The organism is Bacillus nitratireducens (assembly GCF_036320425.1).
Classification (GTDB): Bacteria; Bacillota; Bacilli; order Bacillales; family Bacillaceae_G; genus Bacillus_A; species Bacillus_A nitratireducens.
In genome coordinates, this window is sequence record NZ_JAUMJO010000002.1 from 667,547 (window position 1) to 688,789 (window position 21,243).

Genomic DNA, 21,243 nt, shown 5'->3' on the forward strand with positions numbered 1-21,243 from the left:
GAAGTCGGAAGGTGTATAATCACTTTCCGGCTTCTATTTGATACGTAATCCAAGTAGCACAAGAATTGAAAGGAAAGGATTTTAATATTTCCATTGCATATATACTCGTTGAATCGAATTCACCTTGAATGAAAGAATAACCGTGTTTACTTGCATACATAGCTTGTTTGAAAACGAGAAGTTTCAGTAAGGATAAATTTTCTGTAGTGTGAGTTCCACACCATCCTAGTTCTACTGTATTAGCCTTTTCTGATGTATGGAGGAAAGAGTACCCAATAATTTCATTCTCTTCATCTATCATTACAAAGCTCCCATCTAGTAATGCGTCATCAGCTAAGATCTGTTCTTTCCAAGCTTCGAGCGGGAATGAGGCAACCGGATTTGCTAAGTGAGTATCCTCATAATTCGTTTTTACTAAGTGAGCTAGCTTTTCAAAGAAGCTATTATTGGACAAGATGTTTGATAAGGTTTGTACAGCATAATTTGAATGAATCATTGTATTGATAGCTATGATTTTTCGTACGTCTAATATCGGTATATATGTTCTTCGGATTTCCGTAAAATTATGTTCTTCATAATAGGCTTTTAAATGAGCCGATGTTTCCCATATAGAGGTTTGTAATGGTAAGTTGAAGTTTTCTCGTTTTAGAATCTCGTTTAATAAAAATTGTTCTATGTGTAGCTCTGAATAGAAAGGGTTCGTATATATTCGAAAGTATGTGCAGTATGGATGGAAGCTACTGTTCCAGGTGAGAAAGATGCCTACTACATCTTTTTTATAGCAGGCAACATACGCACATTTTGTTTTACTATCTCGTAATAAGTTAAATAGATAAGAGTCTTCATTATATAAATCAATAAGTTGTTTTACTTTTAGCTCGTTACTTCTACTATATTTCTCTATAATAAGATTATTTTCATTGGATGACTTCTTCATAGCTCAATCCAAAACCTTCTTACAACATTTCCATCTTTTTCAGTGAAATCATCATCACGAAGCCCACCGTTATGTAAAATTGTTTTTTCAGAAGCAGTATTCACTTCGTCGCAAACGACAAGTACTTTCTCGATGTTTAATTCTTTCGTTTTTTCTAGTGATAACTCTAGTAATTTCGTAGCATAACCTTTTCTTCTTTCAGAAGGACGAATACCATAACCGATATGACCACCAGCGTTAAATAGATGATCAGTTAAACTATGACGTATATTAACAACTCCTACAACTCTATTTTCATCTGTCACGAGCCAATAAGTAGAATCTGGTACCCAAGTTTCAGGAATATTTATTCCGTTATGTGCGTCGTGTAATTCTTGAATCATTGCCGTGAAATTAGAAGGGTTTTTTGAAATAACCCATGGAATCATCGTTTCACCGCTATCTTTCCATTCGGTATAAAAATCTAAGTATTCTTCTTGTAAATCGGTAGTAGGTGTTAGTAAAGAGACGTTCATTGTTGGTAATCTCCTTTATTTATGTAGTATTTTTAAAAAATTACGTTACAAAATGAAAGCGTTTTCTAAACTTTCTCAACCTCATTTTATGCAATCCATATCTCGTTTTTAAATGGAAAGTACAGTTTATGGTTTTTCGTATAAAAAGTAGGTTGAATTCAATTTATGTTAATATTTAAAATATTAACATAAAATCACTGGGATATTAAATGTATTTTAATAAAATGCTTTTATATCGATGGATAGATGCATGTGATAATTTTTGTTTTATCTCTCTATAATGAATAAAAGGGGGAAGTGCCCGTGAGCTTACATATTGATTTAATTATACGAATCGGTGTTGCTGGTTTGTTAGGGGCGATAATCGGTATTGAAAGGGAAATTCGCTCAAAAGAAGCTGGATTAAAAACACATTTCCTAGTAGCCGTAGGGAGTGCTTTAATAATGGTCGTTTCGAAATATGCTTTTTCGGATATTGTGTTTGAAGAACATATGGCTCTTGATCCGAGCCGGATTGCAGCGCAAGTTGTTAGTGGAGTTGGATTTTTAGGTGCAGGTACAATCATTATTCAAAAGCAGGCAGTGAAAGGATTAACGACAGCGGCTGGTTTATGGGCTACAGCAGGAATAGGGTTAGCAATTGGAGCAGGTATGTATGTTGTAGGGATTGGAGCGATGATTCTCGTTTTGATTGGTTTAGAGATTGTAAGTCGTATTTTTAAGGTGCAATTTTTATTTCCGCAAAATATAACAGTGCAAATGTGTATAAATAAACAGGAAGCGGTACAACAAATAGTAGAGACGCTACAAGTGAAAGGTATTCCAATACTTTCATATGAAGTTGAAGCTTTACAGCAAGATACAGAAATAGTTTATAAGGTAGGAATACAATTGAAAAATATATCGTCAGAAGAAAAGAATGCATTTATTCAGCATATGCAAACATTGCCGGGAGTTACGTTTATAAAGTTAAAATCATAGTGTTGAAATAGAGGATAGATGTAGCAGGAATTTCGCTATTATCTATCCTTTTTTGACATGAATCACATGTGAAGTCAAGTGTTAATTTCACTTTGAATGGATACATGTGTGAACGTTCCCTTCTTTTTTTCTCAATACAGAATAAATAGTCAGAATAGTAAAATAATGGTGCAGGACACTAAAAAATGTAAGGTAGGGGAGAGTATGAAAGGCTATTCAAAAAAAGTTTTAGTAGGGGTAAGTTTTGCTAGTTTAATGTTAGGGAGTTTTCAAGGAAGCATATTGGCGGAAGATACTAAGGGAGAGCAAGTTTCATATCGAAATGTACTAAAAATGGAGCCGGTTGGTGTACAACTGCCAGTGGAAGAATTAGCTCATTCATCGAAAGTATTAGAAAGCAAGTCTTTTGAGAAAAGGCTACAATTTGCTGATTTATCGCAAAGACCGCCTGAAGTAAAAAAGGAAAGTAAACAATTAGCTGTAGCAAAAACTTATACAATTGCTGAATTAAATCAATTAAGCAATCAACAATTAGTAGATTTACTTGTAACAATCGATTGGGAGCAAATTACGGGGCTATTTCAGTTTAATAAGGACAGCCTTGCATTCTATCAAAATGATAGTAGGATGCAGGCGATTATTGATAAATTGAAGCAGCAAGGACAAGCTTATACGAAGGATGATTCAAAAGGGATTGAGACATTAGTAGAGGTATTGCGCTCTGGATTTTATTTAGGTTTTTATAATGCAGAATTAAGCAAACTTAATGAACGGAGCTATCATGACAAGTGCTTGCCGGCGTTAAAACCGATTGCGAACAATCCAAATTTCAAGCTCGGTACATTGGAACAAAATAGAGTTGTATCATCATACGGAAAATTAATAGGAAATGCTTCGAGTGATGTGGAAACGATAACATCGGCTGCAAAGATTTTTAAGCAATATAATGATAATTTTTCTACATTGGTAGATAATCTTTCAGCTGGAAATGCGATTTACGATATTATGCAAGGTGTTGATTACGATATTCAATCGTATTTGTACGATACGAGAAAAGCACCGAAAGATACAGTATGGTATCAGAGAATAGATAGTTATATTAATGAGTTAAGTAGATTTGCGTTAATGGGAACGATTACAGAAAAAAACGGATGGCTTATTAATAATGGCATTTATTATACAGGTAGACTCGGTCTATTCCATAGTACGGGGACAAAAGGATTACAAGTTGCAACAGATGCGATGAAAATCTATCCTTATTTAGGTGAGCAATATTTCGTAGCAGCTGAGCAAATTACGACGAATTATGGCGGAAAAGATGCAAACGGTAACGTTGTTAATTTAGATCAAATACGAGAAGATGGGAAGAAAAAGTATTTGCCGAAAACGTATACGTTTGATGATGGTGCAATTGTTTTAAAAGCCGGAGATAAAGTGACTGAGGAGAAAGTTAAACGTTTATATTGGGCAGCAAAAGAAGTGAAGGCACAATTCCATCGTACGGTTGAAAGTGACCAACCGTTAGAAAAAGGAAATCCCGATGACGTATTAACGATGGTTATTTATAATAGCCCTGCTGAATATCAATTTAATCGTCAATTATATGGATATGAAACGAATAACGGTGGTCTTTATATAGAAGGAACAGGTACGTTCTTTACTTATGAACGTACGCCAGAAGAAAGTATTTATAGTTTAGAAGAATTGTTCCGCCATGAGTTCACGCATTACTTACAAGGTAGATATGAAGTGCCAGGACTTTGGGGACAAGGTAAGCTGTATGAGAATGAGAGATTATCTTGGTTTGAAGAAGGGAATGCTGAGTTTTTTGCAGGGGCAACGAGAACAGATAATGTTGTACCGCGAAAGAGTATTATAGGAGGACTATCTTCAAATCCAGCAGAACGTTATACGGCAGAGCGAACGTTAAATGCAAAGTATGGAACGTGGGATTTCTACAATTATTCCTTTGCGTTACAATCGTATATGTACAATAAGAGATACGATATGTTTGACAAAATTCATGATCTTATTAGGAAAAATGATGTGACAGCATATGATGCATACCGCTCTGCATTAAGTCAAGATGCGAATTTAAATAAAGAGTATCAAGACTATATGCAAATGTTAATAGATAATCGTGAGAAATATAACGTTCCATTAGTATCAGATGATTATTTAGCAACTCATGCACCGAAACCAGTTTCGGATATTGCGGCAGAAATTACAGCGGAAGCAAAATTAAGTAATGTATCAGTAAAGAAAAATAAATCACAGTTCTTTAATACATTTACACTACAAGGAACATATACAGGAACTTCTGCAAAAGGAGAAAATGAAGACTGGAAAACAATTACGCAAAACGTTAATGATACGTTAAAACGTTTAAGTGTGAAAGAATGGACAGGCTATAAAACAGTAACAGCTTACTTCGTGAATTACCGTGTGAATGCATCAGGGCAATTTGAATATGATGTTGTGTTCCACGGTATTAATACAGAAGAAGGTGCTGTGAATAAAGCGCCAATAGCGGTTATAAATGGTCCGTATAACGGAAATGTAAATGAAGCAATCTCGTTTAAAAGCGATGGATCAAAAGATGAAGATGGGAAAATTGCTTCTTATAAATGGGAGTTCGGTGATGGTGCGGTAAGTAATGAGCAAAATCCAAATCACGTATATACAAAAGAAGGAACGTATACGGCGAAATTAACAGTAACAGACGATAAAGGATTAACTAATACTGCTACAGCAAGTGTAACTGTTCAAAAGAAAGAAGATAACAGTGTAGAAAAAGAGCCGAATAATTCATTCCAAACAGCGAATAAACTGCAGTTAAACCAATTGTTACGTGCAAGTTTAGGAAACGGTGATACAAGTGATTACTTTGAAATAAATGTGGAAACAGCTAGGAATCTCCAAATTAACGTAACGAAGGAAAATAATATTGGGGTAAACTGGGTTCTTTATTCAGCAGCAGATTTAAATAATTATGTTACGTATGCTCAGACGCAAGGAAATAAATTAGTGGGCAGCTACAATGCGCATCCAGGTAAGTATTATTTACATGTATATCAATATGGTGGGGGAACAGGGAATTATACGGTAGAAGTGAAGTAACAAAAAGGTCGCCATGAATGGCGACCTTTTTGTTATGCGTTATACCCGAATAATTTTAGATCTTCTCCGGAGTCTGAAATTATTTTTTCGAATCGCAATCCTACTTTTTCTAACAGATTGCCTGAAGCAGCATTATCTATAGAAGTAATTGCTACAATTCGTTTCATACCTAGCTTATGTACACCGTATTCGATTACCGCAGCAGCTGATTCATAGCCGTACCCTTTCGAACGGAATTTTTCTAAAAAGGCAAAGCCGATATCAACATCTTCTAATGAATCTCTTTTAATAAGGCCGCACATGCCAAGTGGAGTGAGATCTTCTTTTCGTTCAACTAAGTAAAGACCAAAGCCCATTTTATTATACATATCGAAAGGTCCGTTTAAGATGTAATTTTTTGCATCTTCTAAGTTTTTAACCCTTTTATCACCAATAAACTGAATCCATGCAGGATCATTTACTAACTCAAGAATGAACGGAGCATCTTGTATATCGAACCAACGAAGAGTGAGTCGTTCAGTTTCAAGAACTATCAATCTATTGCACCACCTTTATAAGTTATAATAATTAGTATGGATTGTGTAACACAAAAGCGCAACATATTTTAATAGAGCCCTGCTTGTTCACATAAAGTTCGATTGTTTTGTATAAAAGGATATTTTATAATTAGGATTGACTGTAAAGAGTGAGATGCTTATACAATGACTCCTAGGAAACTAGGAGTTTTTACTATGTAACTATCATTATTACTAAATATGACGCACTACACATTCTACTTAAGGAGGTACATAATGAAGAAATTATATAATGCATCGTTTACGTATTTAATTATTGGTTTACTATCAGGAATTTTCGCTAGGGAGTATGGAAAGTATAAGGGGATTGTAGGATCTACTTTGTTAAATCTTTTGCATACACATACACTTGTACTTGGCTTTTTCTTCTTTTTAATTGCATTAGGATTAGCAAAAGTATTCGCGTTTCATGAAGCGAAAAGTTTTAATAAGTGGTTTGTTTTACATAATATTGCATTAACTTTAATGTTAGGTTCGCTAGCAGCGAGAGGGCTCCTTCAGCTAAATGGAGCGGACTTTAAAGGGTTAACTTATATTGTAGGGTTTTCTCATTCGTTGATGGCAGTTACTTTAATTTGGTTTATGTTGTTAATAAAGAAGTCATTTAAAATATAGTTTTATTGAAAAGAACTTGCACTAATTAGTGCAAGTTCTTTTTGTTTATTTGACAGTAGGAAGCGAATTTTATATATGTAAAACTTGAATTATTTAATTTTTCGGATTATTATGTATAAAATAGTTAACATATTTTGTAATTCTAATTTGTAGAAAGTAGGAGAGTGTACGATGGAAATAACGGTAGAGCGTTTAGTAAATGAATTAAGGGGTGTACTTCCCGAAGATCGAGTAGTTGTGAATAAGACAGTAAGAGAGTTACATAGTAAAGATGAATCTTATCATACTAGTAGTTTACCTGATGTAGTTGTTTTTCCGAAGACGACCGAAGAGGTCAGTAGGATAATGAAAGTAGCGAGTGAGCATGAAAAACCTGTCGTTCCTTTTGGGGTAGGTTCTAGTTTAGAAGGTCATATAATTCCTTATGAAAAGGGGATTACAGTTGATTTTTCATTAATGAACAAAATACTTGAAATAAGAGAGAAAGATTTTCTAGTGAAGGTACAACCGGGAGTGACACGCTCTCAGCTCAATAAAGAATTGAAAAAGTACGGTCTGTTTTTTAGTGTAGATCCAGGTGCAGATGCAACGTTAGGTGGAATGGCTGCTACGAATGCAAGCGGAACGACAGCGGTGAGATATGGAGTTATGCGTGATCAAGTTCGTGATTTAGAGGTGGTACTTGCTGATGGACAAGTGATACATACTGGAAATTTAGCGGCGAAGTCATCATCAGGTTATCATTTAAATGGTATTTTCGTAGGGTCAGAGGGTACGCTTGGATGCTTTACAGAGCTAACATTAAAAGTATACGGCATACCAGAACATGTTATGGCTGCGAGAGCATCGTTTCCAACTATAAATGATGCGGTAGAAGCTGTTATTAATATACTGCAAGCTGGTATTCCAATTGCGAGAATTGAGCTCGTTGATGAACTATCTATGAAACAAGTAAATCATTATAACGAAACAAATTACAGAGAAGAACCAACACTGTTTTTAGAGTTTCACGGAAATGAAGCGGGATTAACGCAAGATATCGAGTTTACAAAGGAAATTGTTTTTGATCATAAATGTAAAGAAGTTGCTTTTGAAACGGAAACTGCGGCGAGAAATAAATTATGGGATGCACGGCATAATCTAGCGTACTCTTACGTTCATAGCTATCCTGGTAAAAAGCTTATGAGTACAGACGTATGTGTACCAATTTCAGAATTAGCGGGTGCAATCCAACATGCGAAAGAGACATTAGATAAAGTAGGTCTTGTTGGTGGTATTCTTGGCCATGTAGGAGACGGGAATTTCCATGTGCTATTAATGATTGATCCAAATGATAAAGATGAAGTGAGAAAAGGGGACGAAATAAACGAAAGTATCGTACTGTATGCTCTTAAACGTGGTGGAACGTGCACAGGAGAGCATGGCGTTGGAATAGGGAAGCAGAAGTATCAAGAAGAAGAACATGGTGCGGCATTATTGGTAATGGAGAAAATTAAGAAAGTTCTTGATCCGAAAAATATTTTAAATCCGAATAAAATTTTCAAGCTCACAGATAAGGAATGATGAAGTTTGGAGAAACGAATTATACACCTTGAAGGCTTGGTCGTCTTAGTAGCTACGATTTATATATATGCAGTATGTGGATTTAGTTGGTTATTATTTATCGTATTACTTTTTGCACCTGATTTAGCAATGGTGGCGTACGCTATTAACAAACGTGTTGGAGCACAAATTTATAATCTATTTCACACATATATCATATCAATATTACTTGTTTTAATAGGCGTCTATTTTAAGGTGGATACAATTTTACTGGTTGGTTTAATATGGACAGCACATATTGGAATGGATCGAATGCTAGGGTATGGATTGAAGTATGAAACTGATTTTAAGGATACGCATATTCAGAGGTTATAGCTTAGGTAAAACCTCTGAATATGTATTAGAAAAAGCTATGAAGGATCGTTGAATAAGAGAGTTTGTATAAATAAAAAAAAAGACTAAGGTGGCCGAAATCATATAATGCCACCTATTATTTTTGAAAAAAAGATTTTACTATATGCACTGACCTTATAAAACAATTATCATCTGTCCCTGCCCAATAATAAAGTTCATAAATATAATAAGAAGATAAGAAAAGAGGGAGCTTATGTACATACCAAAATATTTCGCAATACAAGATGAAGAGATGAAGTACGAAATAATTGAACAAAATAGCTTTGCGACATTATTTTCTCAACATAACGGGGAACCATATGCAACGCATTTACCGTTGTTATTAAATAGGGAGACTCTAACTTTACATGGCCATTTCGCACGTCCGAATGAACAGTGGAAAGATAGTGGGAATCAACAAGTACTCGCTATATTCCAAGGGCCACATAGTTACATCTCGCCGTCATGGTATGAAACAAATAAAGCAGTACCAACATGGAACTATGTTGCGGTCCATGTATATGGAGAGTTAGAAATTGTTAAAGATGAACAGGAACTAATAGATTCTCTTCAAGATTTAGTACATAAATATGAAAATCCAAAGAGCACGTACTCACTGAATGATGTAAATCCGAATTATATGGAAGGATTAAGTAGGGGAATAGTTGGGTTCAAAATAAAGATAAATAATATAGAAGGAAAAGCGAAGTTAAGTCAAAATCATTCTGGGCAAAGACGGAAATTAGTTGTGGAGGAACTTGAGAAAGTTGGTAGTGAGGGGAGTAGGGGGATTGCTGATTTGATGAAAGAAATAGAGTGATTTCATATGAAGTAAAGGGATATTTCTATTTTTGTAGAAATATCTTTTACTTGAAAGAAAAACTGCCTCCGTAGCTCTAGAAGGGAAGAGCGCCGGAAAACAGTGTAGAACCGGGTCGCAAGGCGAAGGTTTCAGAAGCACCGAAAAGCAAATAAGCTGAGACAGGTGAAACTCCTGTCGGTGAAATTCCGTAGGGAAGCGTGTTCCCCTTAGCCTATGCTTACGAAAGGAGTGCGGGTTCGAATCCCGTCGGAGGCATATGGAAAGCCCTGTATGAAGAAATATTCGATTACATTAACTAAATAAGTGCATTTAAAAAAGACCTTCTTAATGGAAGGTCTTTCGTTTTTAAAGCGCTTTTACAGCTGTTGTTGAGTTGTAGTCTTTACTTACGTCAACAGATTGAACAAAGTCAGGTCTTTGTGGTGCAGGAAGATCAGCATGACCCGCTTGGTATGTAATTGAACTATGAATACCAGTAGCTAAAATACCGAAAACAGATAGTCCTAAAAAAACAGAGCCAATTTTTTTAATCATTTCAATGCCCCTTTCTCAAATGTTTTTTCTTTTGCCTGTAACGCCTTATGAAAATATTCGCTTGCCTTAATGTGGTTATTTTCACCATAAAATTTAACAGCTAATTTTTCTGAGTATTCTTGAGTGTAGTTATATAATAATTCTTTGTCGAAATACGTAATTCCTTTAAGAATAATTGTTTCTAATTCTTCAGAAGGAACATTATTATTTATTTCGTTTAGAATTTTAAAATGATATATATATTCTTCATTATTTAATTCCATACAAATTTTTAATCCTTTTTGGATTAACCCCTCAGCAATACTTGTTTCATCTAGTTTAGAGTGTTCTCTTGCTTGTAAGAAGAGAGCTTTGAAATGTGTAGGCCTCTTTTCAGTTACTTCTGATAGGTGACGTATTGCGAGTGTGGAGAGGTTTTGACTGGCATATAACCAACCCAAATTATTACGTACACTTAAAATTAATTCTTTTTCATCGGATTTTTGTAAAAGGTGTATTGCTGAATTATATTGCTCTTCTGCTTGTTCATATTGTTTTAAATATACAAATGAGGCACCTAATGTATTTTTACATAATCCAACTTTAACTTCGTAGCCAGCTTGTTTATTGAAAATCTCTTTAGCCTTTGTCGCATATTCAATAGATTCAATTGGTTGGTAAAAGTGATAATGGAAAATAGCCATCCGATAATAAAATTCAGCCTGCTCTAGATTATCAGTGTTATTTACTAATAATAATTTAGCCTGTTCATAATGTTCGCTAGCTAAGTTATAGTCTGTGGTTAAAGTTGCATAAATGCCTTTAAAGAAATGATAGTAGTAAGACAGTGGGTGATTAGATGAGATTACGTAAGAATCTATTTTATCAAAACTATCTTTTGAAATGCTTAAACTATCTACTAAAACTTTATATCGAAAATCTAGTAAGGAATGATATAATGCTAAGTTTTCATCTTCCTCAAAGTTTAGTTCCTTTTCCTCAATTTCATGTTTTAAGTTTGTCGCCTGAGACACATCTTGTTTAAGCATAGCTAAATACCAATCATTAAATAATTTCGTAATTTGTTCATTACCTTGTAGTTGAACGTTCATGAAATCCCCTCACTTTTTGAATATTCTTATAAAATATAGTATCAAAAATAACAATATTTAGAAATGATGTTTTATATTTCTCAACATTTGTTTAATGGATTTACTATTAAATAAATGTTGAGGAATTCTGTCCTTTAGTTTAAGAGAGGTTAGATACCATATTACAGAATCAAAAAATGATTTGAATATTGAATTTGAAAATACACTAATCTTTGAGATTTCTAAGAAGATGAAAACGGGAAAATTTAATATGAAAAGGTTAACAAGTATAAATTCATATATAAAAGCATGTAAAATTTTAAAATATATTTTAGAGAATAAAAAATTCCCTTCAGAAATATATGAGATAGGAGCTTCGATAAATAAGGTAGAAAAATTTAATACCATTTGTGAGGAAATTAAACAGTATGAAGATTTACTCGAGACTTGTGAGAGAATTGGTATTTCAGGCGATTATGTATTTGATGAAAAAGAAAATTTGGATGATTTATTTACCGGTATTTGCAATATTTTTCGAGAACAAAAATATGAATTAATTAGTGGCGAATCAAAAATAGATGGCCAAATAATCCTAAGGTTAAAATTATCAGAATATATTACCTTACTATTATTCAAAGATGAAAAAGATAATATGTTTTATAATATGTTTGATGAAAAAATCTTTCAGAGATTGGCGGCATTTATTCCTAAAAACCCAGGAGAGTTTAACCCTAATAAAGATACTTATAATAATGTTAGCATATATGCTGTATATAAAATTAGAGAAGATTTATTGTCCTTAACTAATTTTAACTTTGAAACATATAAAAAATCTTTTGATAATAAACGACATGATAAAGGATTAATGGAAAATAATCAAATTGCATTGGAGTTAATTTCTACGTATGATGAATGTGGAAATATAGCGTATCTTGAATTAGCAAAGAGGCTTTTGGAAGATTTGATTGAAAGTCAACATGATAAGCAAATTCAAACAATGAATTTGCTGCAAATTAAAAAGAGAATTAATCAAAAATTAGAAAGCGAAGAAGAAAACTATTTATATGATTTATTAGGAACTACAGATAATCCACAGTTAAAGTTTGTTGCAAATGTGATTTTAGGATTGAAACAGCAAGCGAGTAGAATTTTTAATAGGATGGATGATGGACAACAATCGGAAGTACATAAATGGCCTATTTATAATTTATATTTGCAATTATAGGTTTTTATAATGACTTAAAAGCCTTTGTGGAAGCGATCCTAGGTTTAAAGTGACTTTCATTAAATTAGCCTCTAAAATTAAACAAGAATATTTGATTGAAAAGTACTTTCATGGAAAATGTATAAAAAAGGTGTGTTCAAACAATTTGTATGAACACACCTTTTTTTATGTTAAACAATCACGTCCCACAAAAAGTACGATAAGGGCGATTCGACGGCGCTGGAGGCATGCAGTAATCCGCTTGTTCTTGAGAATATTCATAAGGATTTGCTAAAGCTTGAAGAAGTTTCTCCATTACGCTATAGTCTCCATCTTTAACAGCTGCTTCTAGTGCTTCTTCTACTCTGTGGTTTCGAGGGATGATTACTGGGTTGTTATTTTTCATCAACTTGTAGGCATCATCTTGTGATTCTTTTTGTCTTTCTAACCGAGATTTCCATAGCTCGTACCATTCTTTAAATTCAGGACTTTCAAATAAAGGTGCATTTTCTAATATATTGTCAGTTAATGCACGGAATGTATTTGTATAATCTGCTTTATATTTTTCCATTGCTTTTAAAAGTTTCTCAATAAGTGATTGATCTTGTTCTTCCTTGCTAAATAGTCCTAATTTCTTCTTCATTCCGAGGAACCAATTGTTTTCGTACTGCACACTGAACTTTGAAATTTCATCTTGTGCAATTTTTAGTGCTTCTTCTTCATCTTCATGTAGTATCGGTATTAAAGATTCAGCTAAACGTGCGAGATCCCATGCAGCCATATATGGTTGATTTCCGTATGCATAACGGCCTTGTGTGTCAATAGAGCTAAATACTGTTCCTTGGTTATAACTATCCATAAAGGCACATGGACCGTAATCAATCGTTTCACCGCTAATCGTTATATTGTCAGTGTTCATTACGCCGTGAATGAAGCCAACGAGTTGCCATTTTGCGATAAGGCTTGCTTGTTTCTTAATGACTTCTTGTAGTAGTGCGACATATGGATTTTCAGTAGATTCAACTTCTGGATAATGTCTTTTTATCGTATAATCAGCTAAAGCTTTGAGATCTTCGATTGAGCCTCGAGCTGCGGCGTATTGGAATGTTCCAACGCGTATATGACTGCTTGCAACTCTAGTTAAAATAGCTCCAGGTAACTTCGTTTCGCGATAGATTGGTTCGCCAGTTGAGACTACTGCTAAACTGCGAGTAGTTGGAATATCAAGCGCGTACATCGCTTCACTAATAATATACTCACGTAGCATCGGACCGAGTGCAGCGCGGCCATCACCACGGCGTGAATATGGAGTTGGACCGGAACCTTTCAATTGAATATCAAACCGTTCGCCTGAAGGAGTAATTTGTTCTCCAATTAAAAGGGCACGACCATCTCCTAACATGTTGAAATGACCAAATTGGTGCCCAGCATACGCCTGAGCTAGTGGATGAGCTCCTTCTGGGATTGCGTTACCAGCTAAAATGGCAACTTCGGTTTCCTTTTTTAATTCCTCAGGAGTAAAGCCAAGAGATATTGCTAAAGAATTATTTAGTTTAATTAACTCCGGTGAGTGTACAGGAGTTGGGGGGATTTCGGTGAAAAATGATTTGGGCAGGTCAGTATAACTACTCTCTAAATTCCAACCAGTTTCGTTTTTATTAGTCATCGTATCTCCTCCTTTTTGTGTATTTTTGAAATTTGAATTGTAATTGGTTTTTAATTATTTTCTTGTACTTATATGTATTCTGTGTGAGGTTAACTAAAAATATTATACGTTTATTGTGAATTATCCCCTTGAAATCTATTGTAAGGACTTCACTGCATTGTGTCCATTTAACTGTCATAAAAACAAAAAGAGCCTTCGTTATATTGAACTGTACCCTATAAAATGGATATTTTAATAAAAAAGCCCTGAAAAATCAAGCACTTAAAAGGTGGTTCCGATATTGGATCGGAGCCATCTTTTTTAATGTCCACTGATAACGATTAGAATTATACTCCTCCATATAATTCTTTATGTTGAGCTCAAGGGATTCAAAGGTTTGACAATCTTTATAATCTAATTCATCTTTCATATGACCAAGGAAGGTTCCAATGGTGCATTGTCTAAACAATTGCCCCTACAGGACATAGACTGTCTGATCCCGATTTTTCTTACACGTTTTTGAAATTCAGGGTGTGTATAATGAATACCTTGGTCTGAATGTAGAAGCGCTTCAGTATGAATGACTTCTCCTAATCTCTCTTCCAAGTTATCTAATGTTTGATAGACGATATTCATTCATAATCTGTTTCATCGTTGCGTTCTTTTTGCAGCTTTTTATCTGTCTGATGGAGCCACGCATAGTATCCACTCCGACTTATCCCAGTCAGTATGCAAAGGTAACGCACCATACGTGGGAATTGGAATCGTGTGTATGTTTCTCGTGGTGTTAACGCTTCTTCTGTAACGCCTGCCTTGCGAGTTCGTCTAACTTTTTTAGGAATGTCAATTCTGCTTCTAAAAACGAAATACGTACTTCCGCTTTCTTTAATTTTTTATCAGGAGAGAGGGGTTTTTCCGAAGGGCGTCCCGTACTTCCTTTCCCACAGTGTTCTGTATAAAAGCCTTCCTCACCAAATTGTTCAAAGGTTCTTCGCCAACGTTTCAAGCATTGTTTTGGTTTCTTCTCACCAATCACAGCTAAGTCAAACCCATTCTCTAAAAAGATTTGGCTAGGACCTTTTCCTTGTGGATTTTCGTTTACCTCTCGTTTTCGAAAAAATTTTGTGACGATCTATCCATAACAGAAACCATGACCTGTTACCTTACGTAAGAAAGTCTATACTACGCTTCTACTTACAAGAAACATACAAAAATATTACAAAGTAAAGGAAAAATGTTGTAAATTTATGGATAATATTGTTATTATATGTAACGTGTTTTAGTTTTTTGTGTTAGAATTATACACATAATTCCCAATATCTGAATATACTCTTATGAATCCTCATGCGTATTAGAAGGTGGGGTGAGAATGATGGATGCAAAAACCAAGTGTTTTATACAGAACCTAAACGAGAAATTGCAATTTTGTACATACGAGTTTATTAAGCTAGAAGACTGTGGAGAAAAGGAGCAGGTTGAGAAAGAGCTGCAAACGATCTTATCAGATATCGAGATTATGATTCATTTAACAGAACTTTTTATGTTAATAGACAGTTCGTATGCGTCAGAATTAAAGCAAATACATGAGAAATTGCTGCAAAAACAAGAGTATATTCAATTCGAATGCACCAACGATTTCGTCCGTGTTTAGAAGAATGAATACATTAAGAATTCTAAAAATAAAAAATATTTTTTCGGGAAAACTTATTTACATTTCTTGATTTTTGGAATAAACTTCTAATTGCAGAAAAAATACAAAATATGGAAAGGTTGTGCATTATGACAAACGTAACAGGAACAAAATTTACTTATGAACAAGTGCAGGAAGTAATCACGAATGTAATCAAGGAAGAAGCTTCAGTAGATGAAGTATCATTAGATGCAACTTTACAAGATCTAGATGTGGATTCATTATTGTTTGCAGAAATTATGATTGTACTACAAGACGAATTTGATCAAGAGCTGGAAGTAGAAGACCACTTAAACCCTAAAGAATCAAAGCCCACTGTTAACGAATTAGTTAAAGCAGTTTATACATGTTTACAAGTTTAGAAGTTTAAACTCGTTATAATTTTTTTAAGTTAATAGTCAGATTTTAAAATAAAAGTCAATATGCAAGAAAATTATGATTCGTAGAAGGAGTTAATAAGATGACGACTACAGTTGATACGCGTACACGATTTGATGTAGAGAAATTCGAAGAATGGAAGAAAGAAGGCGTTTATCCGTTCTTCCCAACAGTTGAATCCACAACTGACAACTACATTACGACAAAAGAAAACGGTAAAATGTTAATGTTTGGTTCATGCGATTATCTTGGTTTGTCACAAAATGATTACTTAAAACAAAAATCTATTGAAGCCATTCGAAATTTCGGTACAAATACATATGGTGCACAAATCTTTTGTGGTCATACAACGATCCATAATGAATTAGAAAACAAACTTGCGAAATTATATAATAAGCCAGCTGGTATTATCTTCCCTTCAGGAATGACTGCAAATATTGGTGTGCTAACGGTAATGGCTGGTCCAGATGATGTTATTATCAATGACAGATTAAATCATATCTCCATCTTTATGGGGAGCCAGTTATCAGGTGCACAAATCCGATCTTTCCCTCATAATAACGTAAAGAAGCTTGAATCAATCTTAAAACAAAGCATGGATAAAGGAAAAAGAATCATCGTAGTCGATGGCCTCTTCAGCGCAGATGGAGATTATGCTCCGTTAGATAAAATCTGTGTGCTTGCAAAAGAATATAACGCAATTGTCATGGTTGACGAAGCACATTCATTTGGTGTTGTAGGGCCCAATGGTTTAGGTGTAGCGGAACATTTTGGTGTTTTAGACCAAGTAGATATTGTCGTAGGAACAATGAGTAAAGCTGTAGGTAGTGTTGGTGGATTTATTGTTACAAATAAAGAAATCGAAAGTGCCATTAGATATTATGCACCATCATATACGAGTTCAAGAGGTTCAACACCAGCAGTTGCTGCCGCATCACTTGCATCTTTAACATATATGGAAGAACACGGCATACAATTAAGAGAAGACCTATGGAGAAATTCTTCTTACCTAATCGAAAAACTACAAGAGAATGGTTTTAATTTACTAGATACGGTTAGTCAAATTGTTCCTGTTTTAGTCGGCGACGACAAAAAAACAGCGAGTGTTACATCATGGTTAATGGAAAGAGGACTATTTACAGCAGCATTCATTTCACCAGGTGTACCAGTAAATAAAGGGCGCTTACGTATTGGTGTTACAAGTAGCCACTCCCTTGAAGAATGCCAAAAAGTTGTGGACCTATTAATAGAAGCAAAAGAAGTTTTCAAATTTTAATTCCTATATTTACTAACTATTGTTAGAAAAGATGATATACTTACAATAGTTGGGATACCATCAGCAACATTACCGCATTAACCCCGCGCTGATGGTATCATTATAAATATATTTATTAAAAAGGATGCGAATCATGGAAAATTACGAATGCAAAAACAGAGAAAACATTCTTGAACAATTCAATTTGACGACTCCCATTTTCCAAGCATTGGGCGATGTAAATCGGCAACAAATTATCATGATTTTACTTAAAACCGATGGTTTAAATGTAACTCAAATAACAGAACAAATGTCAATTTCTAGACCTGCAGTATCACATCATTTAAAAATATTAAAGCAAGCAGAATTGGTTAGACCAAAGAAACACGGAAAAGAAGTATACTATTCTTTGACAACCAGTAATTTCGTTATTTATATGAAAGAATTAGTATCTGCGATTGAAGCAGGATATTAATTTTTTTGCATAACAAGTTTATAAGTTTGAACCTGTAAACACGAAACTTACAAATTTAACTAAATAGGAGGTACAAAGATGCAAAATCAAAACCAATCAAACAAGATTTATTTCTTACTTCTACTAGTTCCTTTGTTTTGGGGCGGTTCCTTCTCGACAGCTGAACATGTTGTAACTGAAATCCCGCCATTAGTCGCAGCTACTCTTCGTTTCGGTATCGCAGGTGTCATCCTTATGGTGTATTTAACAATTAAATCGGAATGGGATATGGCTTCTATCAAGAAAGGATGGAAAGGACTATTACTTGTTGCGTTAACTGGTATTTTCGGCTATAATGCTCTATTCTTTTTAGGTGTACACTATACGTCCGCTATCAATGGTTCATTAATTATTGCAACCATGCCAATCTTCGTTACACTAGGTTCGATTCTTTTTTTAAATGAAAAATGGAACAGTAAAGTCGGAATCAGTTTAGTACTATCTTTAGTCGGTGTTATTATCGTGATTACAAAAGGATCTCTTGATATGTTACTTTCCTTAGCATTTAATGTTGGGGATTTATTGTTTTTAGCAGCTCTAGCATGCGGCGTTATATATGGTTTAGTAGGGAAAGCTGTCATGAAAGACGTTTCACCATTATTTGCTACGACAATAATGACTGTTATGGGCTCTGTTTTCCTAGCAATCTCTTCCTTATATGAAGGGGGTTGGGACAAAGTACCTAGTATGTCTGCACAAAGCTGGTTAGAAATGTTTTATATGGTTGTATGTGGTACGCTCGTTGGATATATTATTTTCAATAAAGGTGTAGAGCAAATCGGGGCGAGCAAAGCGAGCATGTATCTGAACCTTACACCAATCGTTACGACTTTAATTTCTGTCGTATTCTATGGTTCTGTCATGAGTTGGAAAGAAGTAATCGGTATGTTATTTGTATTAATCGGTGTATATATCGCGACTGCAAAATCGGCAAATCAAAGCAAGAAAGTCGCTTTAAATGATTAAAGGAATAGGCATCGATATTACAGAGATTGAAAGATGGAAGAATAAAAAAGCACTTCAAAAGCTATTTACAAAGCAAGAAGTACTGTGGGCAAAAGAAAATTACATCAATTATTCTATTATGTGGTGTATCAAAGAAGCGACAGTAAAGGCAATCGGTACTGGCTTTCAAAAGAACACGATGTGGAAAGATATAGAGATAGTAAACATTGATGGAAAATACGAAATACATTTTAGCGCAGCAGCAAGACAAACCTGTCACATTACGGCAGAAGATCAATTTCATATTGATGTGACAAGAAACAGTACGAATGTGATATCACAAGTAATTTGGACTGATACTCATTTTGCGTAATTAATCTACTATTATAATAGAAGGAAATGAAGAAAAAACCTATGCATGGGCATAGGTTTTTTCTTATCAATCTAATTAACTTAAAGTCAATGCATCATTCATTCTCCGTACCTCATTTCTATCGTTGGTTCCATTATAACGAGGTTTTTTGATAAAAATACACAAAAAACCCGAATCATGGGGCTTTTTTAAGTGTCCATGATTCGGGATACAGTTCATATAACGAAGGCTCTTTTTGTTTTTTCCTTTTATTCATACACAGTCCTCATAGTTGTAGATGTATAAAAGGAAAAAAGAAATTTGGGGCGTAATCTATCTATATGATAATTCAAAATAAAATATAAGTCTATATTTTATTTTGATTATATTTATGTCACTGAGCTCAGAAGAATATATGTGGAGGGAAAATATATGAAATCGAAACATGTACCAGTTTTAATTGTTGGAGGAGGGTTATCAGGATTATCGTCTGCATTATTTCTTGCAAAACATAACATGGATTATTTACTTATTGAAAGGCATCCGTCTACTGCGATTCATCCGAAAGCAGGTGGAATCACTTTTCGTACGATGGAATTATTTCGAGAATTAGGTCTAGAAAAAAGGATTAGATTAGCTGGTAAAGCGTTAGAGAATTGTCACGGGAGAATTGCGGTTCAAACAATAGCTGAGGTAAATAATGAAGAGCTGGAACAAATAAGGGCGGCTCAGTATGAAAATAACGAAAATTTAGTTCGTAAAGTGGAAGAGATTAGCCCATCAAAACAAACTGCTTGTTATCAAATTACTTTAGAAGAGATGATGTTACAATACGCGCAAAAGTTAGGCGGAGAGCTATCTTTTTATCATGAACTGGTTTCTTATGAGTAAAATGAGAACGGAGTAATAGCGGTTATTCGAGATTGTGAAACGAAGGAAGAGAGTACTATTTATTGTGATTATGTAATCGCAGCAGATGGAGCGAAAAGTAAAATACGTGAACAGTTAGGTATTTCAACCGAGGGCCGTGGTACAATCGGTGGTTATTATATGAACATATATTTTGAAGCAGATTTAAGTGAATGTATTAAAGGAGACGCATTCGGTTTTACTATGATACGACATCCGAAAGTAATTGGCGCGCTTATTCCAGTCGATAACGAAAGTAAATGGATTTATCATGTAGCTTATGATCCACTAAAAGGGGAGCGACCAGAGGATTTCTCTATAGAACGCTGTAAACAAATTATTCAAACTGCAATTGGAAGTATGGATATTAAGCCAGAAATATTAAGTGTTTTACCATGGGAAGCGAGTGAAAGTACAGCGGTAAAATTTCAGGACAATCGCATCTTTTTAGTTGGTGACTCGGCACATATTATGCCGCCAACAGGAGGATTCGGTTCAAATACAGGAATACAAGATGCACATAATTTAGCTTGGAAATTAGCTGCTGTAATAAAAGGTCAAGCAAATCCTGAATTGTTAGAAACGTATCATGACGAGAGATACCCTGTTGCAAAATTAACGACGGACCATGCGAGTAGTATATTATTTCGTGCTGCGGGCAGAGAAGAAGGTAATTTGAGTAATATGGATAGTTTAGCTGTCACTGCTGGTTATCAGTATTGCTCAGAAGCAATTATAGAGGAGTGTAACACACCGCATAGAATGAATATAGTTGATTTGAACGGACGCCCGGGAACGCGTGCGCCACATTTTTGGGGAACTTATGAAGGAAAAGAAGTTTCTGTACTTGATCTATTTGGTAGCAACTTTGTGTTACTTACTGGAGCAGAGCCTAGTACTTGGACTGAAGCTGCAAATGTTGTTTCATCCGGATTAGGAGTAAAGATAAAAGTGTATCAGGTGGGCTTAACTGGTGATTTCATCGATCAAAGTAACTATTTTAGAAAATTATACGGGATAGAAAATGGAGGAGCGGTAGTAATAAGACCAGATGGATTTATTGGATGGCGTACGGAAAATGAGGTAGTAAAGCCGGGTATATTACTTGAAGAGATAATGAATCGTTTATTATGTAATTAAATATAAAACCACCGCTTGTATTTCAAAAGCGGTGGTTTTATTGCTTACAACTTACAAAAATAAAATATTGTAATTTGTAAGCGGATGTGCTAATCTTATAACCTAC

Annotated in this window: 21 protein-coding genes and 1 pseudogene; 14 read left to right on the plus strand and 8 right to left on the minus strand. The window is 34.6% G+C overall.

The genetic code is table 11. The annotated features are described in order from the left end of the window. Positions 1–19 precede the first annotated feature (19 nt). On the minus strand, positions 20–937 hold the full coding sequence (locus Q3V31_RS09710) for a GNAT family acetyltransferase (RefSeq protein WP_329764952.1): 918 nt from the start codon (positions 935–937) through the stop codon (positions 20–22). Further along, positions 934–1,452 (minus strand): GNAT family N-acetyltransferase, encoded by a 519-nt coding sequence (locus Q3V31_RS09715; RefSeq protein ID WP_016130049.1) that lies wholly within the window; start codon positions 1,450–1,452, stop codon positions 934–936. The genes Q3V31_RS09710 and Q3V31_RS09715 overlap by 4 nt, the downstream gene beginning before the upstream one ends. Before the next feature lie 303 nt (positions 1,453–1,755). Here Q3V31_RS09715 and Q3V31_RS09720 point away from each other — a divergent pair, with 303 nt between their 5' ends. Next, on the plus strand, positions 1,756–2,433 hold the full coding sequence (locus Q3V31_RS09720; RefSeq protein WP_090813952.1) for an MgtC/SapB family protein: 678 nt from the start codon (positions 1,756–1,758) through the stop codon (positions 2,431–2,433). 204 nt (positions 2,434–2,637) lie between these two features. Beyond that, the gene (colA, locus tag Q3V31_RS09725; RefSeq protein WP_329764953.1) at positions 2,638–5,553 is read left to right on the plus strand and encodes a collagenase ColA; all 2,916 of its coding nucleotides are present in this window, start codon (positions 2,638–2,640) and stop codon (positions 5,551–5,553) included. A gap of 32 nt (positions 5,554–5,585) precedes the next feature. On the opposite strand, the gene Q3V31_RS09730 is transcribed toward colA, so the two are convergent. Further along, positions 5,586–6,089, minus strand: a complete 504-nt coding sequence (locus Q3V31_RS09730) for a GNAT family N-acetyltransferase (protein ID WP_000636218.1) — start codon at positions 6,087–6,089, stop codon at positions 5,586–5,588. Between the two features lie 255 nt (positions 6,090–6,344). Here Q3V31_RS09730 and Q3V31_RS09735 point away from each other — a divergent pair, with 255 nt between their 5' ends. The 4 genes from Q3V31_RS09735 to Q3V31_RS09750 all read left to right on the plus strand — a co-directional run bounded on the left by Q3V31_RS09735 (position 6,345) and on the right by Q3V31_RS09750 (position 9,498). Next, a complete protein-coding gene (locus Q3V31_RS09735) occupies positions 6,345–6,743 on the plus strand; it encodes a DUF2871 family protein (RefSeq protein WP_000737900.1) in 399 nt (132 codons plus the stop codon). A 171-nt stretch (positions 6,744–6,914) separates the two neighbouring features. After that, on the plus strand, positions 6,915–8,306 hold the full coding sequence (locus Q3V31_RS09740; protein WP_090813954.1) for an FAD-binding oxidoreductase: 1,392 nt from the start codon (positions 6,915–6,917) through the stop codon (positions 8,304–8,306). A gap of 6 nt (positions 8,307–8,312) precedes the next feature. Then, on the plus strand, positions 8,313–8,660 hold the full coding sequence (locus Q3V31_RS09745) for a DUF4260 domain-containing protein (RefSeq protein WP_090813955.1): 348 nt from the start codon (positions 8,313–8,315) through the stop codon (positions 8,658–8,660). Between the two features lie 232 nt (positions 8,661–8,892). Then, positions 8,893–9,498 (plus strand): FMN-binding negative transcriptional regulator, encoded by a 606-nt coding sequence (locus Q3V31_RS09750; protein WP_090813956.1) that lies wholly within the window; start codon positions 8,893–8,895, stop codon positions 9,496–9,498. Between the two features lie 348 nt (positions 9,499–9,846). Here the strand turns inward: Q3V31_RS09750 and Q3V31_RS09755 are convergent, their stop codons facing one another. Next, positions 9,847–10,035, minus strand: coding sequence for a Phr family secreted Rap phosphatase inhibitor (locus Q3V31_RS09755; protein ID WP_002137631.1), 189 nt, complete (start codon positions 10,033–10,035; stop codon positions 9,847–9,849). After that, positions 10,032–11,126 (minus strand): response regulator aspartate phosphatase, encoded by a 1,095-nt coding sequence (locus Q3V31_RS09760; protein ID WP_002066505.1) that lies wholly within the window; start codon positions 11,124–11,126, stop codon positions 10,032–10,034. Before Q3V31_RS09760 ends, Q3V31_RS09755 begins: the two co-directional genes overlap by 4 nt. A 250-nt stretch (positions 11,127–11,376) precedes the next feature. Between Q3V31_RS09760 and Q3V31_RS09765 the strand changes: the two genes are divergently transcribed. After that, entirely contained in the window at positions 11,377–12,330 is a 954-nt protein-coding gene (locus Q3V31_RS09765; protein ID WP_139265973.1) for a hypothetical protein, read from the plus strand. Between the two features lie 178 nt (positions 12,331–12,508). Here the strand turns inward: Q3V31_RS09765 and Q3V31_RS09770 are convergent, their stop codons facing one another. From Q3V31_RS09770 to Q3V31_RS09775, 3 genes are all read right to left on the minus strand, one after another. Continuing rightward, on the minus strand, positions 12,509–13,975 hold the full coding sequence (locus tag Q3V31_RS09770; RefSeq protein ID WP_090813958.1) for a protein adenylyltransferase SelO: 1,467 nt from the start codon (positions 13,973–13,975) through the stop codon (positions 12,509–12,511). 253 nt (positions 13,976–14,228) lie between these two features. Next, positions 14,229–14,384, minus strand: coding sequence for an IS3 family transposase (locus Q3V31_RS30970; protein ID WP_079999286.1), 156 nt, complete (start codon positions 14,382–14,384; stop codon positions 14,229–14,231). A gap of 357 nt (positions 14,385–14,741) precedes the next feature. Then, the gene (locus Q3V31_RS09775; RefSeq protein ID WP_000578779.1) at positions 14,742–14,990 is read right to left on the minus strand and encodes a hypothetical protein; all 249 of its coding nucleotides are present in this window, start codon (positions 14,988–14,990) and stop codon (positions 14,742–14,744) included. Between the two features lie 333 nt (positions 14,991–15,323). On the opposite strand from Q3V31_RS09775, the gene Q3V31_RS09780 reads away from it, so the two are divergent. The 7 genes and pseudogenes from Q3V31_RS09780 (at position 15,324) to Q3V31_RS09810 (ending at position 21,137) form a co-directional block, all read left to right on the plus strand. Then, positions 15,324–15,605, plus strand: a complete 282-nt coding sequence (locus Q3V31_RS09780) for a hypothetical protein (RefSeq protein WP_000968549.1) — start codon at positions 15,324–15,326, stop codon at positions 15,603–15,605. A 128-nt stretch (positions 15,606–15,733) separates the two neighbouring features. Further along, positions 15,734–16,006: an acyl carrier protein gene (locus tag Q3V31_RS09785; protein WP_000186169.1), complete on the plus strand. Its 273-nt coding sequence runs from the start codon at positions 15,734–15,736 to the stop codon at positions 16,004–16,006. Between the two features lie 98 nt (positions 16,007–16,104). After that, positions 16,105–17,298: an aminotransferase class I/II-fold pyridoxal phosphate-dependent enzyme gene (locus Q3V31_RS09790; RefSeq protein ID WP_000214187.1), complete on the plus strand. Its 1,194-nt coding sequence runs from the start codon at positions 16,105–16,107 to the stop codon at positions 17,296–17,298. 133 nt (positions 17,299–17,431) lie between these two features. Next, a complete protein-coding gene (locus Q3V31_RS09795) occupies positions 17,432–17,752 on the plus strand; it encodes an ArsR/SmtB family transcription factor (RefSeq protein WP_000432919.1) in 321 nt (106 codons plus the stop codon). Positions 17,753–17,830: 78 nt separating this feature from the next. Further along, positions 17,831–18,757 (plus strand): DMT family transporter, encoded by a 927-nt coding sequence (locus Q3V31_RS09800; RefSeq protein ID WP_001180997.1) that lies wholly within the window; start codon positions 17,831–17,833, stop codon positions 18,755–18,757. Next, positions 18,750–19,109: a 4'-phosphopantetheinyl transferase superfamily protein gene (locus Q3V31_RS09805; protein ID WP_090813960.1), complete on the plus strand. Its 360-nt coding sequence runs from the start codon at positions 18,750–18,752 to the stop codon at positions 19,107–19,109. Before Q3V31_RS09800 ends, Q3V31_RS09805 begins: the two co-directional genes overlap by 8 nt. 411 nt (positions 19,110–19,520) lie before the next feature. Further along, a pseudogene (locus tag Q3V31_RS09810) lies at positions 19,521–21,137 on the plus strand (FAD-dependent oxidoreductase). Positions 21,138–21,243: the final 106 nt, after the last annotated feature.